Annotated in this window: 21 protein-coding genes and 1 other annotated feature; of the genes, 14 read left to right on the forward strand and 7 right to left on the reverse strand. The window is 56.9% G+C overall.

Annotated features, from left to right (window positions below; translation table 11 throughout):
• Positions 1-185: 185 nt before the first annotated feature.
• The 6 genes from AVCG78_RS17480 to AVCG78_RS17505 all read left to right on the forward strand — a co-directional run bounded on the left by AVCG78_RS17480 (position 186) and on the right by AVCG78_RS17505 (position 6749).
• Positions 186-1295 (forward strand): RHE_PE00001 family protein, encoded by a 1110-nt coding sequence (locus tag AVCG78_RS17480; RefSeq protein WP_071207021.1) that lies wholly within the window; start codon positions 186-188, stop codon positions 1293-1295.
• A 130-nt stretch (positions 1296-1425) separates the two neighbouring features.
• Positions 1426-2388, forward strand: a complete 963-nt coding sequence (ytfQ, locus tag AVCG78_RS17485; RefSeq protein ID WP_071207020.1) for a galactofuranose ABC transporter, galactofuranose-binding protein YtfQ — start codon at positions 1426-1428, stop codon at positions 2386-2388.
• 83 nt (positions 2389-2471) lie between these two features.
• Positions 2472-4010 (forward strand): sugar ABC transporter ATP-binding protein, encoded by a 1539-nt coding sequence (locus AVCG78_RS17490; RefSeq protein WP_071207019.1) that lies wholly within the window; start codon positions 2472-2474, stop codon positions 4008-4010.
• The gene (locus tag AVCG78_RS17495; protein WP_071207018.1) at positions 4007-5047 is read left to right on the forward strand and encodes an ABC transporter permease; all 1041 of its coding nucleotides are present in this window, start codon (positions 4007-4009) and stop codon (positions 5045-5047) included. Before AVCG78_RS17490 ends, AVCG78_RS17495 begins: the two co-directional genes overlap by 4 nt.
• Positions 5044-6024, forward strand: coding sequence for a galactofuranose ABC transporter, permease protein YjfF (yjfF, locus tag AVCG78_RS17500; RefSeq protein WP_071207017.1), 981 nt, complete (start codon positions 5044-5046; stop codon positions 6022-6024). The genes AVCG78_RS17495 and yjfF overlap by 4 nt, the downstream gene beginning before the upstream one ends.
• Entirely contained in the window at positions 6021-6749 is a 729-nt protein-coding gene (locus AVCG78_RS17505; RefSeq protein ID WP_071207016.1) for a FadR/GntR family transcriptional regulator, read from the forward strand. Before yjfF ends, AVCG78_RS17505 begins: the two co-directional genes overlap by 4 nt.
• A gap of 77 nt (positions 6750-6826) precedes the next feature.
• Here the strand turns inward: AVCG78_RS17505 and AVCG78_RS17510 are convergent, their stop codons facing one another.
• Both AVCG78_RS17510 and AVCG78_RS17515 read right to left on the reverse strand, forming a co-directional pair.
• Positions 6827-8275, reverse strand: coding sequence for an aldehyde dehydrogenase (locus AVCG78_RS17510; RefSeq protein ID WP_071207015.1), 1449 nt, complete (start codon positions 8273-8275; stop codon positions 6827-6829).
• Between the two features lie 79 nt (positions 8276-8354).
• Entirely contained in the window at positions 8355-9827 is a 1473-nt protein-coding gene (locus AVCG78_RS17515; RefSeq protein ID WP_071207301.1) for an aldehyde dehydrogenase family protein, read from the reverse strand.
• Between the two features lie 273 nt (positions 9828-10100).
• Here AVCG78_RS17515 and AVCG78_RS17520 point away from each other — a divergent pair, with 273 nt between their 5' ends.
• A complete protein-coding gene (locus tag AVCG78_RS17520) occupies positions 10101-11000 on the forward strand; it encodes a helix-turn-helix transcriptional regulator (protein WP_071207014.1) in 900 nt (299 codons plus the stop codon).
• A gap of 137 nt (positions 11001-11137) precedes the next feature.
• On the opposite strand, the gene AVCG78_RS17525 is transcribed toward AVCG78_RS17520, so the two are convergent.
• From AVCG78_RS17525 to AVCG78_RS17545, 5 genes are all read right to left on the reverse strand, one after another.
• Positions 11138-11863: a ribonuclease activity regulator RraA gene (locus AVCG78_RS17525; protein WP_060716253.1), complete on the reverse strand. Its 726-nt coding sequence runs from the start codon at positions 11861-11863 to the stop codon at positions 11138-11140.
• 17 nt (positions 11864-11880) lie between these two features.
• On the reverse strand, positions 11881-13617 hold the full coding sequence (gene araD / locus AVCG78_RS17530; protein ID WP_071584513.1) for an L-arabinonate dehydratase: 1737 nt from the start codon (positions 13615-13617) through the stop codon (positions 11881-11883).
• Positions 13618-13660: 43 nt separating this feature from the next.
• Positions 13661-14530 (reverse strand): ABC transporter permease, encoded by an 870-nt coding sequence (locus tag AVCG78_RS17535; protein ID WP_071207012.1) that lies wholly within the window; start codon positions 14528-14530, stop codon positions 13661-13663.
• 4 nt (positions 14531-14534) lie between these two features.
• Positions 14535-15350 (reverse strand): ABC transporter ATP-binding protein, encoded by an 816-nt coding sequence (locus tag AVCG78_RS17540; protein ID WP_071207011.1) that lies wholly within the window; start codon positions 15348-15350, stop codon positions 14535-14537.
• A gap of 191 nt (positions 15351-15541) precedes the next feature.
• Positions 15542-16546, reverse strand: a complete 1005-nt coding sequence (locus AVCG78_RS17545; RefSeq protein ID WP_071584512.1) for an ABC transporter substrate-binding protein — start codon at positions 16544-16546, stop codon at positions 15542-15544.
• 226 nt (positions 16547-16772) lie between these two features.
• Here AVCG78_RS17545 and AVCG78_RS17550 point away from each other — a divergent pair, with 226 nt between their 5' ends.
• The 7 genes from AVCG78_RS17550 (at position 16773) to AVCG78_RS17580 (ending at position 24595) form a co-directional block, all read left to right on the forward strand.
• On the forward strand, positions 16773-17477 hold the full coding sequence (locus AVCG78_RS17550; protein WP_139191578.1) for a GntR family transcriptional regulator: 705 nt from the start codon (positions 16773-16775) through the stop codon (positions 17475-17477).
• 412 nt (positions 17478-17889) lie between these two features.
• Positions 17890-19173, forward strand: coding sequence for an acyl-CoA dehydrogenase family protein (locus AVCG78_RS17555; protein WP_071207008.1), 1284 nt, complete (start codon positions 17890-17892; stop codon positions 19171-19173).
• A gap of 70 nt (positions 19174-19243) precedes the next feature.
• Positions 19244-19843, forward strand: coding sequence for a nitroreductase family protein (locus AVCG78_RS17560; protein ID WP_081355283.1), 600 nt, complete (start codon positions 19244-19246; stop codon positions 19841-19843).
• A gap of 115 nt (positions 19844-19958) precedes the next feature.
• Complete coding sequence (locus tag AVCG78_RS17565; protein WP_012653498.1) at positions 19959-20354, forward strand: nuclear transport factor 2 family protein; 396 nt, start codon at positions 19959-19961, stop codon at positions 20352-20354.
• A gap of 265 nt (positions 20355-20619) precedes the next feature.
• Positions 20620-20672, forward strand: a sequence feature (sul1 is cis-regulatory element that is thought to sense ions involved in sulfur or methionine metabolism; They are found in Alphaproteobacteria).
• A 215-nt stretch (positions 20673-20887) separates the two neighbouring features.
• Entirely contained in the window at positions 20888-22144 is a 1257-nt protein-coding gene (locus AVCG78_RS17570; protein ID WP_071207007.1) for a class I SAM-dependent methyltransferase, read from the forward strand.
• Between the two features lie 94 nt (positions 22145-22238).
• The gene (locus AVCG78_RS17575) at positions 22239-23729 is read left to right on the forward strand and encodes a SulP family inorganic anion transporter (protein ID WP_071207006.1); all 1491 of its coding nucleotides are present in this window, start codon (positions 22239-22241) and stop codon (positions 23727-23729) included.
• A gap of 11 nt (positions 23730-23740) precedes the next feature.
• Entirely contained in the window at positions 23741-24595 is an 855-nt protein-coding gene (locus AVCG78_RS17580; RefSeq protein ID WP_071207005.1) for a universal stress protein, read from the forward strand.
• Positions 24596-24661 lie beyond the last annotated feature (66 nt).

A 24661-nucleotide genomic window follows, 5' to 3' on the forward strand; every position in this document is an offset into this window, starting at 1 on the left:
TGTAGGCATATGTTTTTAGCCATTGCCTGGTGAAAAGCGAAAATGGGCTTTCCATCCGGTGCCAACCGTGGCATAATAGTTTTATAAAACGTCAGGGCGCTAATTTTCGTAGATTTTGGCAATATCACTGACGAAAGCTAAAGCCCCCTTCCTTTTCGTTGTCTCATTCGTGTAACGTAAATTCAATGCGTTACGTGATCGATTCATTGCCTTGGCAAAAGCTTGTTCTGCCGCTCGCAGCGGCAGGTGAAGCACTTGTGCGTTTGGATGAGCGCGCTGCTCGTTCAGGGGTCGGAAGCGGCTTGCGTGAACGGCTGCATTATGCCGATGCCATTGCCTCCTTATGGGTGGATGGAGAATTGGTTCATATGGAAGATTTGGTCTTTCATGATGCCCGAATGGACACGCGCACGCCCACCCACGAACTGACCATTGCCCATCTAATTTTGCGAAGCCGTCGAGAGCTTGTTCAGCATGAGCCTTCCTGGGCGTTCAGCGCGTTGGGTTTGCTGCGACTACGCGGTCGTGGCAATTGGCTTTCGCAGGAGATGACGCTGCCTATGCCGCAGGCCATATCCGAGCCTGAGGAACCTGCTGCCGAAGGCAGCGTCGACGATGCCTTTCAGGCAGAATTGGATCGCTTCGATGCGGTTTTGAAGCGAAGTGAAACCGTACTCGACGATGTCGGCAAGATGCGGTTGCGACCGCGGGCCAAAGATCCGCAAGCTGTGGTATATGATCCGGACTGGAATGAAGAGGCGCGGCTTGCAGAATGGCAGACACTGCTAGGCGACGTTCAGGCGCTTCCTCCAGTGCTTGCCGCAGCCTGCCTGCTTGATGCCTGGCAGAGCCAGGAGGTCAGTGAGCATAGTCCCTGGCTTGGCCGTCTTTTGGCGGCAGCCTATCTGCAAAAGGCCGGCGTGGCGCAATTTCATCTTCCGGCACTATCGGTCGGATTGCGGGCTGTACCGCGTGAACAGCGCCAATCTCCCAACCGCACCCAGCGTCTGCTCGCCATTCTTGAGGCATTCGAAAAAGGCGCGCAATTGGGCTTGAAGGAACATGACCGGCTGATATTGGCCCGGGGCAATCTGGAGCGGCGGACTATTGGCAAGCGCGGTTCGTCAAAGCTACCCGACCTGATTGATCTCGTCTTGTCGCGTCCGCTCGTATCGGCGGGCCTTGTCGCCAAGTATCTGGAGATTACGCCGCAAGGAGCGCTTGGCCTGATCCGGCAATTGCCGCTGCGAGAATTGACCGGACGAGGGCGCTACCGTGCCTGGGGTATTCTGTAATTGTGCAGTGGAAAGTATATGCTGCAATGCAGCATATATAATACTACTAATCAGCTTTACAGCTCTCATATTTCTGCTTATGAATTTAAGCAGACGTCATGGAGGTGACGTTTTTTTTGGGAGGACATCCATGAATAAGCTTTGCAAACTCGCGCTTGGCGTGAGCATGACGGCGCTTGCCTGCTCGTCAGCTGTCGCGGCCAATCTGACGGTTGGTTTCTCGCAGATCGGTTCGGAATCCGGTTGGCGGGCGGCGGAAACATCGGTCACCAAGATGGAAGCCGAAAAGCGCAAGATTACTTTGAAATTCGCCGATGCCCAGCAGAAGCAGGAAAACCAGATCAAGGCTATCCGTGGCTTCATTGCCCAAGGCGTCGATGCCATTCTCATCGCACCGGTTGTTGCGACGGGTTGGGAAGACGTGCTGAGCGAAGCCAAGGAAGCCAAGATCCCGGTGATCCTGCTGGACCGCGGTATTGATGCACCGAAGGATCTCTATCTGACATCCGTCGCCTCCGATCAGGTCAAGGAGGGCAAGGTTGCCGGCGATTGGCTGGTGAAGTCAGTCGGCGACAAGCCCTGCAAGGTCGTCGAACTTCAAGGCACCGTTGGCTCCACACCGGCCATCAACCGCAAGAAGGGCTTTGAAGACGCGATCAAGGGCCATTCCAATATCTCCATCATCCGCAGCCAGACTGGCGATTTCACCCGCGCCAAGGGCAAGGAAGTGATGGAAGGTTTCCTGAAGGCGGAAAATGGCGGCAAGGACATTTGCGCCATGTATGCGCATAATGACGACATGGCAGTCGGTGGTATCCAGGCGATCAAGGATGCCGGATTGAAGCCGGGCAAGGATATCAAGGTCGTCTCTATCGATGGCGTTCCGGATATTTTCCAGGCCATGGTGGCTGGTGAGGCCAACGCTTCCGTCGAACTGACCCCGAACATGGCCGGTCCGGCATTTGATGTTCTCGCTGCCTATCTGAAGGACGGCAAGCAGCCGGAAAAATTCATCATCACCGAGTCCAAGCTCTACACTCCCTCGGATGATCCGAAGGGCGAATATGAACGCCGCAAGGGCTTGGGCTACTGATATCCAAACCAGACCGCGTCCGGTTGCAGATATGCGCCGGGCGCGGATTGCCATTTTATCGACAGACATAGCCGGGTGAAACGATGACGATCAGCCAACAGGCGGTGCTGGCCGCAACGGCCATTACCAAGACATTCGGCGCCCATGTCGCCTTGCACACTATCGATATTGCCTTCCGCCCGGGTGAAGTCCATGCGTTGCTGGGCGAAAATGGCGCGGGCAAATCGACACTGATCAAGATCCTGACCGGCGCTTATACGCCTGATGCCGGGACAGTGCTTGTCGATGGCGTGCCTATGAGTTTTTCCACTCCGCAGCAGGCCCAAGCCGCAGGCATTGGTACAGTCTATCAGGAGGTCAATCTCCTGACGAATATGACCGTGGCCGACAACCTGTTCATTGGGCGCCAGCCGCGCCGTTTCGGTCTGGTCGATCATCGCACCATGGAGCGTGAAGCGCGTCGTATCCTTTCCGGCTACGGATTGGATATTGACGTGCGCGCTGAATTGTCAACATTTTCCGTTGCTGTACAGCAGATCATTGCCATTGCCCGCGCAGTGGAGCTTTCCGGCAAGGTGCTGATCCTGGATGAACCGACGGCAAGTCTCGACCGTTCCGAAGTGTTGAAACTCTTCGAAATTGTCCGAGGCCTGAAGGCGAGGGGGCTTGCCATCGTCTTCATCACCCATTTTCTGGATCAGGTTTTCGAGCTATGCGACCACGCCACCGTATTGCGAAACGGAAAGCTGGTCGGCAGCCAACTGATCGACACCCTCAACCGGACGACCCTGGTGCGGATGATGCTGGGCAAGGACTTGTCCCTGCACCACGATGCCGTTGCCGGGATCGAGGCGGAGGTTGGGGAAAGCCTCATGCAATTTACCGGCTACGGGCTTGACGGCAAGGTGCAGCCTTTCACGCTTACCATTCACAAGGGTGAGGTAATCGGCGTGGCCGGATTGCTCGGGTCTGGGCGCACCGAAATGGCTCGGCTGATGTTTGGCATCGACTCCGCCGACAAGGGTGAACTTACCTTGAATGGAGCGTCTTTTAAGATCCGCTCGCCGCGCCAGGCCATCGATCTGGGATTTGGCTTCTGCCCGGAGGATCGCAAGGCTGACGGTATTTTCGGGGATCTCTCGGTTCGGGAAAACATTATCATCGCCATGCAGGCCAAACTCGGCTGGTTGCGCACATTGAGCTATGACGAGCAGATGGAAATCGCCGGGCAATTCATCGAGGCGCTGGACATTCGCACCGCGTCTGCCGAATTGCCGATCAAGCTTCTGTCTGGCGGCAACCAACAAAAGGCTATTCTGGCGCGCTGGCTGGCAACCGATCCTCGCTTCCTGATCCTTGATGAGCCGACCCGCGGTATCGATGTCGGAGCCCATGCGGAAATCGTCCGGATGATCAGCCGCCTGCGCGAGGATGGTCTGGCGCTGATCGTCATTTCTTCAGAACTGGACGAGGTCGTGAGTTATTCATCGCGGATCGTCGTCATGCGCGACAGGGCGATGGTGGCCGAACTGCATGGCGCTGATATTGCCCCTGACGTTATCGTTCAGACAATTGCCGCTCAATCCAACACGCCTGCCCAGTCCGAAGGCGCATTCTCATGAAAATTCGCTCCATGTCGTCTTTCTTGAAGCCGCAATTTGCAGCGCTTATCGCCGTCCTGCTGTTGAACTGGATGGTGTTTCCCGGTTTCTTCGATATCACCTGGCGCGATGGCCGGTTGTTCGGCAGCCTGATCGATGTGCTCAATCGTGGCGCACCGGTTGCCATTCTCGCCATCGGCATGACAGCCATCATTGCAACACGCGGTGTCGATCTTTCCGTCGGCGCGGTCATGGCGGTGGCGGGTGCCGTTGCCGCGACTTGCGCCGTCGCAGGCCAGCCGCTGGTGGTGATCTTGGCCGCAGCGCTTGCCGTGGCGCTCGCCTGCGGCATCTGGAATGGCCTGCTGGTTGCCTATCTCGGCATTCAGCCTTTTGTGGCGACGCTGGTGCTGATGGTGGCGGGCAGGGGGCTGGCGCAATTGGTTACATCCGGGTCGATTGTCACTTTCAGCGATCCGGCGCTTATTTTCGTGGGGACAGGATCACTGCTTGGTTTCCCGATGCCGGTGGTGATTGCCCTGGTGCTGATGCTGTCAGCCCATATTTTCATGCGCCGCACCGCCATTGGATTGTTCATCGAGGCTATCGGCACCAATCTTTCGGCGGCAAATTACACAGGTCTTCGTAGCCGTGCGCTGATTCTTGCGGTTTATGCCTTTGGCGGTCTCTGCGCGGGCATCGCCGGCACCATCGCCGCTGCCGATATTCGCGGCGCCGATGCCAACAATGCCGGGCTGTGGCTAGAGCTGGATGCCATTCTTGCCGTCGTTATCGGGGGCACCTCGCTTCTGGGTGGCCGATTTTCCATTCCGATGTCGGTTCTGGGCGCAGTGATCATTCAGGCGATGAATACCGGCATTCTGGTGTCCGGCCTGCCGCCGGAATTCAACCTCATCGTCAAGGCCAGCGTGATCATCATCATCCTGGTCCTGCAATCGGATCGCGTCAGCGAGTTGGTCAGTTTCTGGAAACACCGGCCCGCCGTCTTGCCCAAAAACACTCAGACGACAATCCAGGCCCCGGAGAAAACAGGATGAACCCGCGCTATCGGCCCCTTGCTGCCACGACCCTGATTTTTATCGTTGCCTATACCCTCTGTGTGATCAGCTATCCCGGCATGTTTTCAACCCGTGTCCTGGGTAATTTCCTGACGGACAATGCTTTCCTGGGCATTGCTGCTGTTGGGGCGACCTTCGTCATCCTGTCGGGTGGCATCGATCTGTCCGTCGGCGCCGTCATTGGGTTGACAGGCGTTATCACCGCCCTGCTGATCAGCCATGCGGGGCTCGATCCGATTGTGGTCTTTCCACTGGTGCTGGTGCTTTCGGCCTGTTTCGGCGCGGTGATGGGGGCGGTTATCCATTTCCTGAAGGTGCCGCCCTTTATCGTCACCCTGGCGGGGATGTTTCTGGCGCGAGGCATCGCCTCGGTTTTGACCCAGGATAGCATTCCTATCGATCATCCGATTTACCGTGCGATTTCGCAGGCCTATTTTCGCCTGCCCGGCGGCGGGCGGTTGAGCGCCATCGGTTTGTTGATGCTGGCGGCGTTTCTGGTCTGCGGCTTTATCGCCCACCGCACCCGGTTCGGCTCTTACGTCTATGCTATCGGCGGCAATCCGGTTTCGGCAGCGCTGATGGGTGTGCCCACCGGGCCGGTGACGATTGGCATCTATGCGCTTTCCGCTTTCCTGTCCGGTCTGGCAGGCATTGTCTATTCGCTTTATACCTCGGCTGGCTATCCACTTGCAGCGGTTGGCATAGAGCTTGACGCCATCGCGGCGGTAGTGATAGGCGGCACATTGCTGACTGGAGGATATGGTTTCATCTTCGGCACCTTGATTGGCGTCATGCTACAAGGGCTGGTGCAGACTTATATTGTTTTTGAAGGCACGCTTTCCAGTTGGTGGACGAAGATTGCCATCGGTGCTTTGCTGTTTATGTTCATTCTGTTGCAGAAGCTGGTATTTCATGCCGGAAGTGGACGGACGAGGACGAAAAAGGCGTCTGCATGATTGAACCAGGCAGCCTGCTTCGCTCCCTTTCCGGGCGGATCACGGCGCGCAATTTCCACTCTCATGTGATCAACGAAATCGGAGCGGGCGTCATCTCCGGCCGCTTCGCGGTCGGCTCCATCCTGCCCAACGATGCTGCTCTTATGGATGAATTCAGCGTTTCGCGTACCGTTTTGCGGGAGGCGTTGAAAACGCTGGAAGCCAAGGGATTGGTGGAAGCCCGGCCCAAGGTCGGCACCAAGGTTGCCAAGAAAAGTCGCTGGAACCTCTATGATCGACAGGTGTTGGCCTGGTGTCTCGAAACCCAGCCGGATGGCGAATTTTTGCGCGGGCTTGGCGAGGTACGGCGCTCTCTGGAGCCGCTGGCGGCAAGTGATGCTGCCAGCGATCATACCGGCGACCAGATCCGCCTGATGCATTACTGGCTGCGGCAGATGGAGCTTGCCCTGGATGAGCCGCAAAGCTTCAGCCTGGCCGATTTCGAGTTGCACAGGATCATCGCCGAGGCATCCAGCAATCCGTTCCTGCGGGCGTTGCAGGGCGTGATCGAACTGTCGCATGCGCTCGCTTATTTGCCCGCTGTGCGCGACGGGAAAGTCTGCGATCTTAGCTCTGTGTTGCAAAGCCACCGCGTGCTCGTCGCCGCCATTGAGCGCGGCCTTACCGAAGAGGCAGCGGCGGCGATGATTGGCACCATCGAGCAGGATCATGCAAGGATGTCGTAATCTGTCCACTCCAAGTGGCGGGTTTGATGGCATGCATTTTTGACAATGCACGCCATCTTGTCATTCAACGCAACAGATCAGAACGGATAATGCTGGTTCGGATCTTCGATGGTGATCCAGCGCAGGTCAGTGAATTCGTTGATCGCCGCCTTGCCGCCAAACCGTCCGTAGCCGGAGTTTTTCACCCCACCAAACGGCATTTGTGCCTCATCTGCGAGAGTTGGGCCATTGATATGGCAAATGCCGGCTTCGATACGGGCCGCAATCGCCAGGGCGCGTTGGATATCGCGGCTGAAAATCGCCGAGGACAGGCCGTATTCGCTGTCATTGGCGATGCGGATGGCCTCTTCCTCGTCCTTGACCCGGATGACCGGCTTGACCGGGCCGAAGCTTTCCTCATCGAAACTGCGCATTCCAGCCTTGACGTGGTCGAGAAGCGTTGCTTCCACCACGCTGCCCGTGACCTTGCCGCCAGCGGCGAGGGTTGCGCCCTTGCCGACGGCATCATCGATGAATTCCTGCATTTTGATGGCGGCCTGAGGATTGACCAGCGAGCCCAGTACGACATGGCCGCGCGGATCGCCGGCGGGAAGCGAGGCTGCCCGGGCGGCCAGCTTTTCTACGAATTCGTCGGCGATCTTTTCATGGACAATCAACCGCTCCGTGGACATGCAGATCTGGCCCATGTTCATGTAGCAGCCAAACACCGCCGCATTGACGGCAGCGTCAATATCGGCATCTTCGAGCACCAGGAAGGGTGCTTTTCCACCCAGTTCAAGCAGGGCGGGCTTCAGGTGGCGACCACACAACTCGCCGATAATGCGCCCGACCTTGGTGGAACCGGTGAAATTGACGCGGCGAACTTCCGCTGCGCTGACCAGGGCTTCCACCACCTGGGCAGCATCTTCGGGTGCATTGGTGATGACATTGATGACGCCATCCGGCAGGCCTGCTTCCACAAGCACCTGGCCGATCAGGACATGAACGCCGGGGCAGGCTTCGGATGCCTTCAGGATGACGCTGTTGCCGCAGGCAATTGCCATGGCAATGGCGCGTGTGCCCAAAATGATTGGTGCGTTCCAGGGCGCAATGCCAAGGCAGACGCCTGCTGCCTGGCGCACCGCCATGGACAATGTACCGGGCTTGTCGGAAGGGATGACTTCGCCCTGGATCTGGCTGGTCATGCTGGCAGCTTCCCGCAGCACACCAGCGGCAAGCATGGTATTGAAACCGGCCCAGGGACCGGTCGCACCCGTTTCCGTGATCATCAGCGCGGTGAAGTCTGCTGCTTTTGAGGCCATGATATCGGCTGCTTTCAACAGCAGTGCCCGCCTTTCGCCGGGGCCGGTGCGTGACCAGGCGGGAAAGGCCGCCTGGGCTGCGGCAACTGCTGCCTTGACATCGTCCAGGCTAGAGGCCGGGGCGCGGGAAGCAATCTCGCCATTGAATGGATCGATCCGGTCGAACGTCTTGCCCGACAAGGCTCCAACTTTCTTGCCACCAATGATTTGCTGGATTTCGTGCATGTCTTCTTCCTCCACTTGTGTGCGACCCCTGTCGCAGTCCTTGTTGATATGCCAGGGTAATTATGCGGGAGTTGTGCGTTCAGATCGGATAATCCGCCGGGCCTGAGGCAAGGCTCACCCACCGCAATTCGGTAAATTCGTCCAGCGCCGCCACGCCGCCGAACCGGCCATAGCCGGAGGCCTTGACACCTCCGAACGGCATGGACGGATCGTCGGCCACAGTGGCGCTGTTGATATGGAGAATGCCGGTTTCCACCCGCCGTGCGACGTCGAGGGCGCGGTGCAGGTCGCGGCTGAATACTGCGCCGGATAAGCCGTACTCGCAATCATTGGCGGCGGTCACGGCCTCGTCGGCGTCTGTGACGCGAATAATCGACACGACCGGTCCGAAACTTTCTTCACGATAGAGCCGCATGCCGGGCAGGACATGATCTACAACAGTCGCATCCATCAAAGTGTCGTGAACGCGCCCGCCTGTCAGAACATGCGCGCCCCTGGCAACGGCATCATCGATCATGCCGGCAATTCTCCGACCGGACTCCATCGAGATCAATGAACCAAGCGGTGTCAGGCCAAGGGCCGGATCACCGGCCTTGACGGTTTTCGCTTTGCTGACGAACAGCGACAGAAAATCATCGGCGATGGCATCGATCAGAATGATCCGCTCGGTGGACATGCAGATCTGACCCTGATTGAAAAACGCCCCGAAGGCTGCGGCGCGGGCGGCCTGTTCGAGGTCTGCATCATCAAGCACGATCAGCGGCGCTTTGCCGCCAAGTTCCAACAGGCAACGTTTTAAATAGCGGGCGGCGACTTGCGAAACAATCCGGCCGACCCGGGTCGAGCCGGTGAAATTCACCCGGCGAACAACGGGATGGGCAATCAGGGTCTCGACAATCGCCGCTGCATCGGCAGGCGCATTGGAGATGATATTCAAAACGCCATCGGGCAGACCGGCTTGCTGAAGCAGATCGCCCAGCAACCGCTGCGTGGCGGGCGCCAATTCCGAGCTTTTCAATATCACGCAATTGCCGCAGGCCAGTGCCAAGGCAATCGAACGGACAGCAAGCAGGATTGGCGCATTCCAAGGCGAGATGGCAAGGCAGACGCCAGCCGGTTGGCGCAATGAAAAGGACGTTCCAACGATCAAATCATCCGGGCAAATCGATCCCGGCACATGCACGGCCATGGCAGCGGCGTCCTGGAGGATCTTCGCACCATAGGTGATGTTGAATCGGCACCAATCACGGGTGGCTCCCGTTTCGGCCATCATTGTCCGGGTGAAAACCTCGGTCGCTTCGATCAGCAGGATGGCTGCCTGTTCCAGAATAGTCTGGCGCATGGCGAAAGGCGATGCTGACCAGCCTGGGAAGGCAGCAGCAGCAGCAAGTGCTGCGTTTTCTGCATCCGCAAGACTTGCGGCGGCGGCCACCGTGACGATGTGCGAGGTCAGGGGATTGGCTCTTGTAAAGACCCTGTCTCCTTGCGCGTCGATGGACTTTCCTCCGATCAGCAGGGAGGCTGCAAAAGGCGTGGGAGTGCCACTTGCCATATCCATCCAGTCCAGACTGGAATTTCCAGGTGTTGCGGACCGTTCCATGGCCATATGCAATGCCTCCTCCCAAAGGCGTGTCCCCGACAGCGTTTTCACCATTGATCCGAAACCGCCTGTTTCAGGCTGTTTTTCTGGAATTCTTCATGGTGAGAAAATCCGTCAGACATGTATTGCGGGCAACTCTAACGATTTGCACAGAAAGAAGAATGTAGATATCTGGGTTCTTATTGTCGATTTCTGGTCAATTGCCGCAATTTGGAGACTGTCTCTATGGTGGAGGAATACGCGCTGATGCGGCGAGCCTGGGGCCAGAGCCTGGAGCCGACGCTTTCACAACGCATCATCGGTATTGGCAACAATCCCTATCGTTGGTTTACCCATCTGGTCTTCATTCGGCTGGGTACGGTCAGGCTTGGTGCGGGTGACACTGCGGGCGTGCTGCAAGGCCCGTGTCTCCTGCTGCTACCATCTTCGGAACTGGTAAGGCTGCGCCTTTCTGCTGGCTCATGCGGCCATGTTATCGGCGCGGCCATGGATATTATCGGCGATGCCATCGGCGATTATCCTGAATCCCAGCCAATTAGACTGTTCATCACAACGACAACGATCATGACGGGACTGTTGCCGCAGCAGGTAAGCGGACTGGAACCGCACATGCGTGGCCTCATCGACGAATTGAACCGGGATGGACAACCTTCGCATATGGTGGTGTCAGCCTATTTACGGCTGCTGATCAATTGGGCCTGGCGCCACACCATGCCTGCCGGGCCAGCCGCATCGCTGTCTTCCGGTGGTGCAGCGCCAATCCTGCATCAATTCCGGCAATTGGTGGAGGCGGACTATCGTCATCACCGGCCTGTTGCTGATTATGCCGCTCGCCTGGGGATCTCGACCGACCGTCTGCATGCGCTATGCCGAAAACATCTCGGCCGTGCGCCGATTGAGCTTTTGCATGAGCGGTTGGCGCAGGAGGGCCGTATCCGGCTGGAGCGCTCCGATGGCAGCGCACGCGACATTTCAGAAGCGCTGGGCTTTCGCGATCCGGCGCATTTCAGCCATTTTTTCAAACGGAAGACCGGTCTTTCCCCGGCAGCCTACCGGCGCATGGTCCGGCAATCATCAGTAAATCCCGGTCTTGGTACCAATATGGACTATCACGACTGGCCCTGATTTCAGCGTTGTTGGGCGGCTTGCTTGTACTGCATCTGGAGAGAATTTCAGCGTTTAACGGAAACGCTGAAATGCTCTATATTCTTGTTGTCGTTTGTCTTTCGGGAAAGCGGGTTCTACTTTTCTCTCAAAAAACTTCAGCGCCCATGTTCCTTGCGCCAAGCCTCGTATTTCTGCTGATGTTCGTCCTTCGTGCAGGGATAAAGGCCGATAATCACGGCTCCGGCCTTGACCTGTTCCAGGACGAAATCCTCGTAGCTTTCCATATCGGTGCATTCGTCGGCCAGTTCGTCCGCCAGATGGGCGGGAATGACCATGACGCCATCACGGTCGCCAACAAGCACATCGCCGGGAAATACCGCGACATCGCCACAGGAGATCGGCACGTTGATATCGATGGCTTCATGCAGCGTCAGATTGGTCGGTGCCGATGGTTTTGCGTAATAGGCGGGCATGTCGAGGGCACCAATCCCTTCCGCATCGCGAAAGCCGCCATCGGAAACGACGCCGGCTGCCCCGCGCAGAGCCAGACGGGTGATCAGGATCGAGCCGGCGGTCGCTGCACGAGCGTCCTTGCGTGCATCCATTACCAGAACATGGCCGGGAGGGCAGATTTCCATGGCGACACGCTGCGGATGCTTCTGGTCTCGGAACACGGTGATCGGGTTGCGGTCCTCGCGCGCCACGATATAGCGAAGCGTAAACGCCTGGCCGACCATGGTCTCGGCCTTTGGCGCTACCGGCACGACGCCTTGAATGAACTGGTTGCGCAAGCCGCGTTTGAACAGCGCGGTGGCTATCGATGCGGTCGAGATCTTCTTGTATTTGGCGCGGGTCGCGTCGCTCAGCACATAGTCTGTCATCGTCGTTCCTTTTTTGCTTAATAGATATCCGGCTCACCGGCCGATTTGCCGAAGCCGGTTTCAAGGAAATCGAAATCGCAGCCCTTGTCGGCCTGCGTCACATGGCGGGAGAACATCCAGCCATAGCCGCGTTGGAAATGCGGTTCCGGTGCCGTCCAAGCGGCCTTGCGGCGGGCCAGTTCCGCGTCATCGACCAGCATGTCGAGACTGCGATTGGGAAGATCCAGCCGGACGATGTCGCCGGTCCGCAACAGCGCCAGCGGGCCACCGATATAGCTTTCGGGCGAAACATGCAGCACGCAGGCGCCGTAGGAAGTGCCGGACATGCGGGCATCCGAGATCCGCAGCATGTCGCGGTGGCCCTGTTTGATCAGCGCCTTGGGGATCGGCAGCATGCCCCATTCAGGAAAGCCTGGTCCGCCCAGAGGTCCGGCATTGCGCAACACCAGAACATGATCAGGGGTCACGTCGAGATGTTCGTCGTCAATAGCCTTCTTCATCTCGGGATAGCTGTCGAACACCAGTGCTGGCCCTTGGTGGACGTGAAATTTCGGGTCGCAGGCCGCTGGTTTGATGACCGCGCCGGTCGGGCAGAGATTGCCCCGCAACACGGCGAGCGAGCCTTGGTGATAGACCGGATTGGACAGAGGCCGGATGACGTCGTCGTTATAGACCTCTGCGCCTTCGAGATTTTCGCCCATGGTTTTCCCGGTGACGGTCATGGCTGAAAGGTCAAGCCGCTCTTCGAGCTGTTTCATCAATGCGCGCAGGCCGCCCGCATAGAAGAAATCCTCCATCAGGTAATCCTTGCCGGACGGGCGGACATTGGCGATCAACGGTGTGACGCGGCCCAGCGCATCGAGGTCGTCGAGGGTGAGATCGACACCGGCGCGGCGGGCCATGGCAATCAGGTGGACGACGGCATTGGTGGAACAGCCGGTGGCCATGGCGACGATAGCGGCGTTGCGGCAGGCGGCGTCGGTGATGATCTGGTCCGGTGTCAGGTCTTCCCAGACCATCTCGACGATGCGGCGGCCACAGGACGCCGACATGCGCTGGTGATTGGCATCGACCGCGGGGATCGAGGAGGCACCCGGCAGGGTGAGCCCCATGGCGTCGGCGATTGCCGTCATGGTCGAGGCCGTACCCATGGTCATGCAGGTGCCGGCTGAACGGGCGATTCCGCCTTGAATGCCGAGCCATTCCGCGTCGGAAATATTTCCGGCGCGTCGCTCGTCCCAATATTTCCAGGCATCCGAACCGGACCCCAGGATCTTGCCGGCATAATTGCCGCGCAGCATCGGCCCGGCTGGCAGGTAAATCATCGGCACACCAGCCGAGATCGCACCCATCACCAGACCGGGCGTGGTCTTGTCGCAACCGCCCATCAGCACCACGCCGTCGAGCGGATGGGAGCGGATCATTTCTTCTGTCTCCATCGCCAGCATGTTGCGGTAGAGCATGGAGGTCGGCTTGGTGAAGCTTTCATCGATGGACAGCGAGGGCATCTGGACCGGAAAGCCACCGGCCTGGGTGACGCCGCGCTTCACGTCCTGCACCCTCTCCTTGAAATGGGCGTGACAGGTGTTGAGTTCGGACCAGGTATCTAGGATGCCGATCACCGGCTTGTCGCGGAAATCCTCTTCCGCGTAGCCAAGCTGCATCATGCGGGACCGGTGACCGAAACTGCGCAGATCGTCGGGGGCGAACCAGCGGGCGCTGCGCAGCGTTTCAGGGGTTTTCTTGCTTGTCATGGAACTGACCTTCTGCGGGGGCGAAAGCGGAATGCAGCAAGTGCTATTCCTTCATGCCCCATTTCTGGATTGTGTGACGCTCGATGGTCTGGAAGACTAGGTTTTCAACGATCAGGCCGATAATGATGACGGTCAGCAGGCCTGCAAACACTGCGGGAATATCCAGCAGATTGCGGTTTTCGAAGATGAACCAGCCAAGGCCGCCCTGTCCCGAGGAAACGCCGAACACCAGTTCGGCAGCTATCAACGTGCGCCAGGCAAAGGCCCAACCGATTTTCAGGCCGGTGAGGATCGAAGGAAAGGCTGCCGGAACCAGGATGCGCAGCACATAGGAGATACCCGTCAGTCCGTAATTGGCGCCGACCATGCGCAAGGTGCGCGATACGCCAAGAAAGCCGGAATGCGTGTTGAGCGCCACGGCCCATAGCACCGAGTGAACCAGCACGAAGACCAGGCTGGAGGCACCGAGCCCGAACCAGATCAACGCCAAAGGCAGCAGCGAAATGGCGGGCAGCGGGTTGAACATCGCTGTCATGGTTTCCAGAAAATCGGTGCCGATGCGGGTATTAATAGCAAGCACTGTCAGCAGCGCGGCAAGCACCGTGCCGACAGTATAGCCCATGAACAGGACTTGCAGCGTCGTCCAGATGCGAGCGGGCAGGGTGCCGTCGGCAAAGCGGTCGGTCAGCGTCACCAATGTGTCGCTTAAGGTGGGAAACAGCAGCGGATTGTCGAGAAAGGAGGCATAGACCTGCCAGGTGATTGCCAGAACCACGATCAACAGCGTCTTGCGCAAGGCACTGATGCCCCACAGCGTTTCAAAGACGCTCAGTTTCTGTTCAACCGGCTTGATATTGTCATAGGGCTTGGCCGCTGCGACATCGGCGGCAAGGATGATGTTGGGGGACAGCATGGTTCTATTCCTTGTGACCGGGTTCGTTGGAGAACAGCAGGTTATGGATATCGCGCTCCAAAGCTGCGGCACTGCCATCCGCCTGGCTCACCTTGTCGACATCGACGACCTCGGCCTTCACCCGCCCCGGATGCGGTGACAGCAGCAGGATGCGGTTGGAAATCTTGATCGCTTCAGCAATCGAATGGGTGACGAAGATAACTGTGAATTTGGTGTCTTCCCAAAGCTGAAGCAATTCGTCCTGCATCTGCCGTCGGGTCAGGGCGTCCAGTGCGGCGAAAGGCTCATCCATCAGCAGGATATCCGGCTGCATGGCCATGCCACGGGCAATTGCCACGCGCTGCTTCATGCCGCCGGACAGCGTATGAGGATAGCTATTGACGGCCCGGGTCAGCTTGACCTTGTCGATATAATGGCGGGCCAGCGCCTCCGCTTCGGACCGGGGCATTTTTCGGGCGACGAGAAGCGGGAACATCACGTTTTCCAGCACGGTCTTCCAGGGCATCAGCTGGTCGAACTCCTGGAACACCATCATCCTGTCCGGTCCGGGGGCTTTCACTTGGCGGCCATTGATATGGATCGTGCCGGATACTGGGGTCATATAGCCGCCAACGGCTTTCAGCAGCGTCGACTTGCCACAGCCGGACGGGCCGAGCAGCACGAAGCGGTCGGATTCCCGCACATCGAAACTGACATCCTCGGTGGCGGTAATCAGCAGATTGGGCGTTTTGTAACGCAGCGTAACGCGATCAACGGAAAGAAGCGGCGCTTTTTCGGGGGCCGGCGCGAGGCGCACGGCGGCAGCAGTTGCCTGCATCATGATAGTCACTCCCTACAGTCTGTCAGATCTTTACTGAACCGGGCAGGCTCTCGATCTCTGTGGTGTCGGTTGTCTTTCGGGAAGGTTGAACTCAACGTCTTTCTGCATATCCAAGGCCCGGGAAACTCAATGCCTCACAAGCCTAAGGAAAGTGCAGCGGCAGGCGATGCCGCTGCATGGCGCGGCGCGGCTCAATTCCCGTTGAGATAGGCGCTATCGGGCAGATAATAGTCGGTCCAGGCCTTCGGCATGGTCTTGAGCGTACCGACTTTATGGAGATGTTCGGCAAATTTCATCGTGCCTTGCGGATCGGTGCGCCACTCGTCCATGCCCGGTTCCTTCATCATGACCATCAGGTCATCAAGGCTGGTCTTGTCACCGGACACGGTTTTGTAAGCTTCAAGTGCAGCCTTCGGATCTTTCTTGATAAAAGTGATGGCTTCTTCCGTTGCGACCCGCAATGCCTTGACCAGTTTCGGGTTTGCCTCGGCAAAACTGGTGGTGGTGAAGAAGGTCGCCTGGGTCAGTGCTCCCCCGATGATTTCGCGAGAATCCGTGACTTTATGCACGCCCGGCTGCTTCAACTCGACATATTGGAAGGGCGGCGCGGAAAAGTGGTTCTTGACCTCATGTTGCGAATTGGCGATCGCCGCCAGCGCATCGGGATGGCCAAGCTGCACGGTGTTCTTGTCGAATTTCTTGACCTGATCGTCGCCATAGAGCTTGGCTGCCGCCATTTGCAACAGGATCGCCTGGGTCGAGACGCCGACAGTCGGCACGGCGATCTTGTCGCCATCCTGGATATCCTTCAGCGTCTTGATGCGCGGGTCGTTGGACACCATGATCACCGGCTGGGCCGAACTGGTGATGATCCCCTTCACCTTGCCGCGGGTGCGATCCCATAGAAGCAGAAGATTGCCGGTGCCGGTATTGACGACATCGACATTGCCAGCCAGCAGCGCATCGGTCTGCGCGCCGCCACCGCTGAAGGTGCGCCATTCCACAGTAATGCCTTGAAGACCCTCGGCTGCCGCTTGTTTTTCGATAAGTTTCTGCGTCTCCATCACATGGCTTGCGAGGTAAAGAATCCCAGGCTGGCGGGTGATGGACAGGGTGGTCTTCTCCTCTGCCTGACTTGGACAGGCCAATCCCAAAGCAAGGGCAATGGCGGTCACTCCGCCGATAAAGAAACGCATGATTTTCCTCCCAAGGATGCAGATTTAACGCTTTGCAGCGGGAAACAGGATCGCTTCATCATACTCGCCCTTTGTTGCGCATCAGATTGCGAAAGCCGGTTCCCATTTTTCAATTCGATGTTTGACAGTCGCCGCTCTCTCCCAAAGCGGACAAATGCATTGAAGCACTAAAACATCAGTGCATCAACCCCGAATATGTGCTCTAATGGTTTTAACGGCGACATGAATGGATGGATGCATGAACGGAACGATCAGGGGCGGACAGTTGGACCGCTCGCGACAGGTGGCATTGCAGGTTCATGAAATCCTGCGCAACAGGATCCTGAAGGTGCAATTGGTGCCGGGCACGATCTTGTCGCGTGCCTCCTTGCAACTGGAATTCGGAGTGAGCCAGACACCGGTGCGCGATGCGCTGATGCGCTTGCAGGAGGAGGACATTGTCGAAGTCTATCCGCAATATGCAACGGTCGTTGCCAAGATCGATATCGATCACGCCAGACAGGCGCAGTTCCTTCGGCTATCGATCGAACTCGAAGCGGTTCGGCGCCTGACCGAGGAGGCGCCGGGCGAGACAGCCAAGGAGTTGGGCGCCATTCTGGCCCGTCAAAAAGAGGTGGCCACACAAGAGACCTATGACACTTTTGATGGCATAGACCGCGAGTTTCACCGTAAACTTTATGAGAAGAGCGGCATTTTACAGCTATGGGCAAATGTGCGGCGACAAAGCGTCCATCTCGACCGGCTGCGGCGTCTCAACCTGCCAATGCCCGGCAAGATGCAGACCGTACTCGAGGACCATGAAGCGATTGTCGCAGCCATTGCATCCGGCAATCCCGAGGCAGCGGCCTCGGCGCTCAGAAAACACCTGTCGGGTACGCTTTCGATCATTGATCTCATCAGCGCGGAATACCCGGATTATATTCGCAAGTGAAGATTAAGCGGCATTCGTCTCAGTCCTTCGCCAACCTCCAGACGGTGCTTTACGCTTGGCTGGGCGCTCGACGTCGTCGCTGACCTTTTTGCCGATCCTGAGAAAATACCCTCGTCGCCTCTACAGCGCCCTGCGTTTTATAAAACGCAGGGCGCTGTAACGCTTCAAATCTGCTGCATTTCGCGATCTGTACGCTGATTGACCGGAGCCGAGTGCCCTGATGTCTGCGGCGACGATATACAATCTATAGGCGTTAAATTTGAAGCCTCAGCTCATTGTTACATGGCATCTGTAACCTCTCGTGACTTTTGCAGGCGGTGGCGAAAGCCCATTAGTCAGGCATTAAAACAGGCGACAGCGTTGTTCGGTGAGGATTGAGAAGAACGCATGTCGTCATGCAGGGAGAGAGTCTATGAATTTGGCATCTGCGCCTCGGCATGAGGAAAGCGCCCGGCAACCCTACGCAGCTGTGTCTGTTGGCCCAAGCGAGGCAGGACAGATCATGCGCGACAAAGTGCTGGCGCTGGTGCCTTTGATCCGACGCGAAGCCGAAGCCGGTGAGAAATTGGGTGCAATGACGCCTGCGGTTGTCAATGCGCTGAATGAGGTAGGATTTTTCAAAATCACCTTGCCACGCGAATATGGTGGTTATGGATTTGGCGCCCGTGACATTGCCGAGGTTGTCGGCGCTGCGGCGACCGGTGATGGATCGACAGCATGGTCAGGCTTTGTCTCGGTTGGCCTCAGAAACGCATTTGTTTTTGATGAGCAAACTGTTTCCGAATTGATGGCGGATGCCGGCTCCTGGGTGGGGCCTCTCATGGTTGGCGCATCGGTCTTCTCGCAGATTGTCGGCGATGCAAGACTGGTCGATGGCGGTTTTATGGTCCGCGGCAAGTGGAGCTTCGGCAGCGGGTGCAAACACGCGAAATGGGCATTTGTCGGAATCCAGTGGGAAGAGGGGGGCGTTCCCCATCGGGGGATCGCCCTGCTTTCCCGTGACCAGTATGAAATTGTCGACGATTGGCACGTCATGGGTCTTCAGGGTACGTCGAGCAATAGTATCACCGCGCTCGATGAAGTCTTCGTACCCACGCGCCGCACGATGGCTTCGGCCGAAATGCCGATCCGCCTCGCGAAAATCCGCAACCGGTTTGAGGGGGTCGGCTACCAGACCGGTGCCTTTGGAATGATGTTGACAGTCACCATTTCCAACGTGGCGATCACGCTTGGTATGGCAAAAGGGTGTTTGCAGGAATTTTCCCAACAGGCTAATGCCCGCAAACCGTTCAATCTTCCTTATGACACGGTTGCGCAAACGCCTTCGACCCAGGTTGTTGCCGGACGGGTGAACGCAATGATCAATGCAGCGGAAACACTGATCCATGGTGTGGCCGATGAGGTAGACAGGCGTGCAGCTTCCGGTCTCGATTTCGAGCCGCGTGAAGAGGCTTTGAATACCATGAACCTGGTATTCGCTGCCCGTCTCTGCGCTGATGCTATCGATATGATGCAAATCTGCCTCGGTTCCTCGACGGTCACATTGAAGAATCCTATTCAGCGGTTTGCGCGTGACGCACGGGTTCTTATCTCGCACGGGGCTATCCGCCAGGATCCGGCTGCCGAAATCGCCGGCCGGCACGTGCTGGGCCTGCCACCCTTTAATATGTTCGCGGGCGGTCTTCCGCAAAAATAACAGCGACGAACTCTGCGCATCGGCTGATCGTGGCGCAGTGCTGTGTCAACAGTCCAAGGAGAATACTCAGTTGTCCATTTCTTCAAATAATCGCTCTTCGGATTACGATATCGATCCGATTTTCCTGGATCGCTGGTCTCCTCGGGCGCTTGATCCCCAGGCAATGTCAGAGGAAGATCTGATGACGATTTTGGAGGCGGCTCGTTGGGCGCCGTCTTCATTCAATGCCCAGCCCTGGAGATTCATTTACGCGCAGCGCGATACGCCGGAATGGCAGAATATTTTCGGTCTGCTCGCGCCGATGAACCAGGCGTGGGCATCGCGTGCTTCGGTATTGGTGGTGATTGTTTCGGCAAATACAGCGATCATGCCGATGCAGACTGAGCCGGTTCCCTCTTATAGTCATTCCTTCGACGCTGGCGCTGCCTGGGCCTATCTTGCACTGCAAGCAACGCGCCTCGGCTGGTATGCGCATGGCATGGCTGGGTTCGACGTTCCACGCAGCTACGAAGTGCTTGGGGTCCCGGAGAGCTTTCGGGTTGAAGCCGTCATCGCGATCGGGAGGATCGGGGACAAGAGCTTGTTGCCGCCGCCCCTGCAGGAGCGCGAGCAGCCAAACGGGCGCCGTCCGCTCCAGGAGTCGGCTATGAAAGGACGTTTCATCGGCTGAAAGGTTTGCCTCTCTGTCGAGTGACATATGCGCAGCAGCACCAAGCATTGGTGAGCTGCTGCGCATTTAAATTGTTTACCAATCCACCCTCAAATGACATCGATTGGGGTATGCTATGAGCGAAGATCGCGCCGCTGCCAACAAACGCCTGGTGCTCGACTTCTTCCGCTGTGTCTTCGAGGCGCGTAACCCGGATGCCGCGCGCGATTTCGTTACCGAGGATTATATCCAGCACACCGACCAACTTCCGAGTGGCCTAGCCGCTCTGGAAGCGTTTGTTCGCACCATTTTTCCTGACGGCCCGGTACCGACGCCCCCACAACTCCAACATCCGCCGGAATTTATCGTCGCGGAAGGCGACATGGTGGTTCTTTCCGCCGTCATGCCTCAGCCCGATCCCGAGCACCCGGGTGAGATGTGTCTGCGGTATGTTTTCAACGCGTTTCGCATCTCCAATGGAAAGCTCGCCGAGCATTGGGGAAGCGCCGGTAAGGTGTATCGATCCGCGTAACGCCTCTATCCTATCGTTTCTACCAGTTGGTCACGATGCACTGGTTTCTCACTGGGGGCACGTTACATCGTCGTGCGTTTTGTAAAACGTACGGCGATGTAACACTTTAAATCTGCTACATAATTTTCTCCTTAAATCGATTCCGATCTAAGGAATTATGCAGTAGCATGTCTGCTCATGGCGTATAGATTTCCTATCTCGCGTATAAAAAACAACATATATGTGTCTTGCAATCGGCAGGATTTTATAGCAGTAATTTCCCTGCATCGGACTCGTTTTGACGAGTGGCTTCTCCGGGCGCCTATCCCCCGGCCACAGTTAACTCACGAACGTCATTTTTGGCGTGATGAGCTATCCGTTGATTAAACCCATGAAAATGAAAATTTCTTGATATGTGTTGGGATCGATAGCCGTCTCCACACAGCGGCTTGATCATGTCTAACGTTATCAGTCTGCACTGATCAGCCCGTATATGGGTTTTCAGTTCGATGACGCATGTTTTCAGGGTACGACGACGCATTTCAGGATATTGAATGTCTTCGTTTTTCACTCGTTTCATGTCCCACCACATCAAGGTGGGCAACCTCATTGTTATCTCCTGCGATGGTCAACATACGCGTATCGGAGACGAAAGCGGCAAGCCGATCGTTATCCGTTTCGCAGACCGTGCAACCCAGCGGTCCATTATGTTCAATCCCGAGCTTGCGCTTGGCGAAGCGTTTATGGATGGCAAGTTGGGCATTGAGCAAGGCACCATCTATGAACTGCTTGAACTGGTATTTCAGAACACGGGCGTGGATCGCCTGACGGGCATCGCTCGATTTATGCGGCGTTTCACACGCTTGAAACGGCGTATTCAGCAGTATAATCCGGTCGGGCGATCAAAGCGCAACGTGGCGCATCATTACGACCTTGATGGCTCGCTCTATCGGTTATTTCTCGATTCCGACAGTCAGTATTCCTGTGCTTATTTCGAGGGGCGGGGCAGTTCGCTGGAAGAAGCACAGCTTGCCAAAAAACGGCATCTGGCTGCCAAGCTGCTGATCGAGCCGAAGCATCGTGTTCTTGATATCGGATCAGGATGGGGTGGACTGGGACTCTATCTGTCCGAGATGACCCAGGCGGACGTCACCGGCGTTACGTTGTCGCAACATCAGCATGCAATTTCTAATGGTCGTGCCAAGGACATTGCATCCTCGCGTCGGCCTCGATTTTTGCTGCAAGATTATCGGGATATCAAGCAACAATTCGACCGGATTGTTTCCGTCGGCATGTTCGAACATGTCGGGATTGGTCATTTCGATGAATTTTTTGCAAAAATACGGGCTTTGCTCAAGCCTGACGGGTTGATGCTGCTGCATTCCATCGGCGTGTTCGATGGGCCCTCTCATACCAATCCCTGGATACAGAAATACATCTTTCCAGGCGGCTACATTCCATCTCTTTCAGAAGTGCTGGCGGCAATCGAACGGCAGGGGCTGGTGGTCTGCGATATCGAGATATTGCGCCTTCACTATGCCGAGACCTTGAAAGCTTGGCGCGAGCGGTTCCTAGCCCGGCGGGACGAAGCGGTGGCCCTTTATGACGAGCGGTTCGCCCGCATGTGGGAATTCTATCTGGCGTCATCGGAGACCGCATTTCGGTATCAGGGGATGATGGTTTTTCAAATTCAGCTGGCGCGCGATCAGTCCGCGGCTCCTCTGCGGCGCGATTATATTCATGCCGCCGAAAGCCGCCTGCGGGAGCTGGAGATCTGCAAGCCCGTTCCCTTAAGCCGTGTCGCCGAATAGGCGCGGGCATTCATCCATTCATCGTTACACCGGCAGGGCATTCAGCGCTCTGCTCAAGATTGGCCGAAATATATGGCGGTCAGGAGAAATATCATTGTCTAGCAATAGTTTACATCAAGCTCGAACAGAGTGGTTCGGCAACATCAAAGCCGATGCGCTGGCTGGCCTCGTCGTGGCCCTGGCGCTCATTCCAGAAGCCATCGCCTTTTCCATCATCGCTGGCGTCGACCCCAAGGTTGGCCTTTATGCATCCTTCTCCATTTCGGTGCTGATCGCGTTCGTGGGTGGCAGGCCCGGGATGATTTCTGCCGCCACCGCCGCCACCGCCGTGTTGATGATCACGCTGGCCAAAACCCATGGCGTGGAATATCTGCTTGCCGCCACCATATTGGCCGGCATCATCCAGATTGTTGCCGGTCTGCTGAAACTCGGCCGCCTGATGCGTTTCGTGTCGAAGTCCGTCATGACTGGCTTTGTCAATGCATTGGCAATATTGATCTTTATGGCGCAGCTGCCGGAGCTGATCCATGTCCCCGCACCGACCTATGTGCTGGTGGCGGCGGGTTTGGCGATCATATATCTATTTCCTTATGTGACGAAGGCCATTCCGTCGCCTCTCGTCTGTATTGTCGTGTTGACGGCGATTTCGATCTATTTCGGATTGGACATCCGAACTGTCGGCGACATGGGTGAGTTGCCCTCGACATTGCCGGTCCTGCTCCTTCCCAATATCCCTCTCAATATTGAAACGTTTCTGATCATTCTGCCCTATTCTGCCGCCGTCGCCGTTGTTGGCCTGCTTGAAACGCTGATGACAGCTGCGATTGTCGATGAATTGACGGATACGCCGAGCAACAAGAACCGCGAATGTATCGGCCAGGGAATTGCCAATACGATAACCGGGTTTTTTGGGGGCATGGCAGGCTGCGCGATGATCGGCCAGTCGATGATCAATGTGAAATCCGGGGGGCGCGGCAGATTGTCGAGTTTGTGCGCCGGTGTTTTCCTGCTGTTCATGATTCTCGTGCTTGGGCAATGGGTGCGTCAAATTCCCATGGCCGCTCTTGTGGCGATCATGATCATGGTTTCCATCGGCACCTTTTCCTGGTCATCGATCCGCAATTTGAAGGATCACCCGCGCTCGTCCTCTTTCGTGATGATCGCCACGGTGATCGGCGTCGTCGCCACCCATAATCTGGCCGTCGGTGTCCTGGTCGGCGTGCTGTTGTCAGCCGTTTTCTTTGCCTGGAAAATCGCCCAGATATTCCAGATAACCTCGATCCTCTCACCGGATGGCAAAACGCGCACTTATAAGGTCGAAGGTCAAATCTTCTTCGCCTCCGTCGAGGATTTCAACCAGGCATTCGAATTCAAGGAAGCGCTGGAAAACGTCATCATCGATGTATCCCGCGCCCATATCTGGGACATATCCAGTGTCGCGGCATTGGATATGATCGTGCTGAAATTCCGCAGAGAGGGAGCCGAGGTTTCTATCCTCGGACTGAACCGGGCAAGCGAGACAATCGTTGACAAGCTCGCAATTCACGACAAGCCCGGCGCCATGGAACGCCTTATGGGCCATTGAGGGAGACAATCATGATCAAGATCATAGGACTGATAGACGGTTCGATATATGCCCAGAGCGTCTGCGATCATATCGCATGGATTGCCGGCCGATCCGAGGTGTCCGTGGACATTCTGCATGTGATTGGCCGTCGCGACCTTTCCACGGAGCCGGTCAATCTCAGCGGTAATATCGGCTTGGGCGCCCGAACGGCGCTTCTGGCGGAACTGGCGGAACTGGACGCGCAAAAAGCAAGAACGGCTCAACACCGTGGACGGCTTTTGCTGGAAGAGGCAAAGGCGCGTCTTCAAGCCGTGGGCATCAATAGCGTCAACACTATGCTGCGCAATGGCGATCTGGCTGAAACCCTGCAAGAGTTGGAGGAAAGCGCCGACCTGATCGTGATCGGCAAGCGTGGTGAAGGCGCCGATTTTGCGCAATTGCACCTTGGCTCAAACCTCGAACGGGTGGTTCGCTCCAGTCACAAGATGATCGCCATCGCATCACGTGCCTTCAAGCCGATCCGTAAAGTGCTGATCGCCTATGATGGCGGCGCGATGGCGATGAAAGCGGTTGACTATATATCAGGGAATCCGATGTTTGCCGGGCTCTCTATCAAACTGGTAACGGTGGGGGACGATACGCCGGAAGCCCGTCAAGCCCTTGTTGAAGGTAAGCGTATGTTTACGGATGCGGATGTGCCGGTTGAGACCGCCATTGTTGCAGGGCAACCGGATAAGGCGATTTCTGACATTGTCGAGCGTGAGGAATGCGACCTGCTCATAATGGGCGCCTATAGCCATTCCAGGCTGCGCGCACTTTTCCTAGGGTCAACGACAACGGAAATGATCCGTGCCTGCAAAGTGCCTGTGTTGATTTTCCGCTGATCTCGAAGCGAACACTCTTTTCTGTGCGTTTTTTAAAACGCACAGCGCTGTAATGTAACATGCAGG

This window comes from Gillisella vitis (genome assembly GCF_021559775.1).
Classification (GTDB): domain Bacteria; phylum Pseudomonadota; class Alphaproteobacteria; order Rhizobiales; family Rhizobiaceae; genus Allorhizobium; species Allorhizobium ampelinum.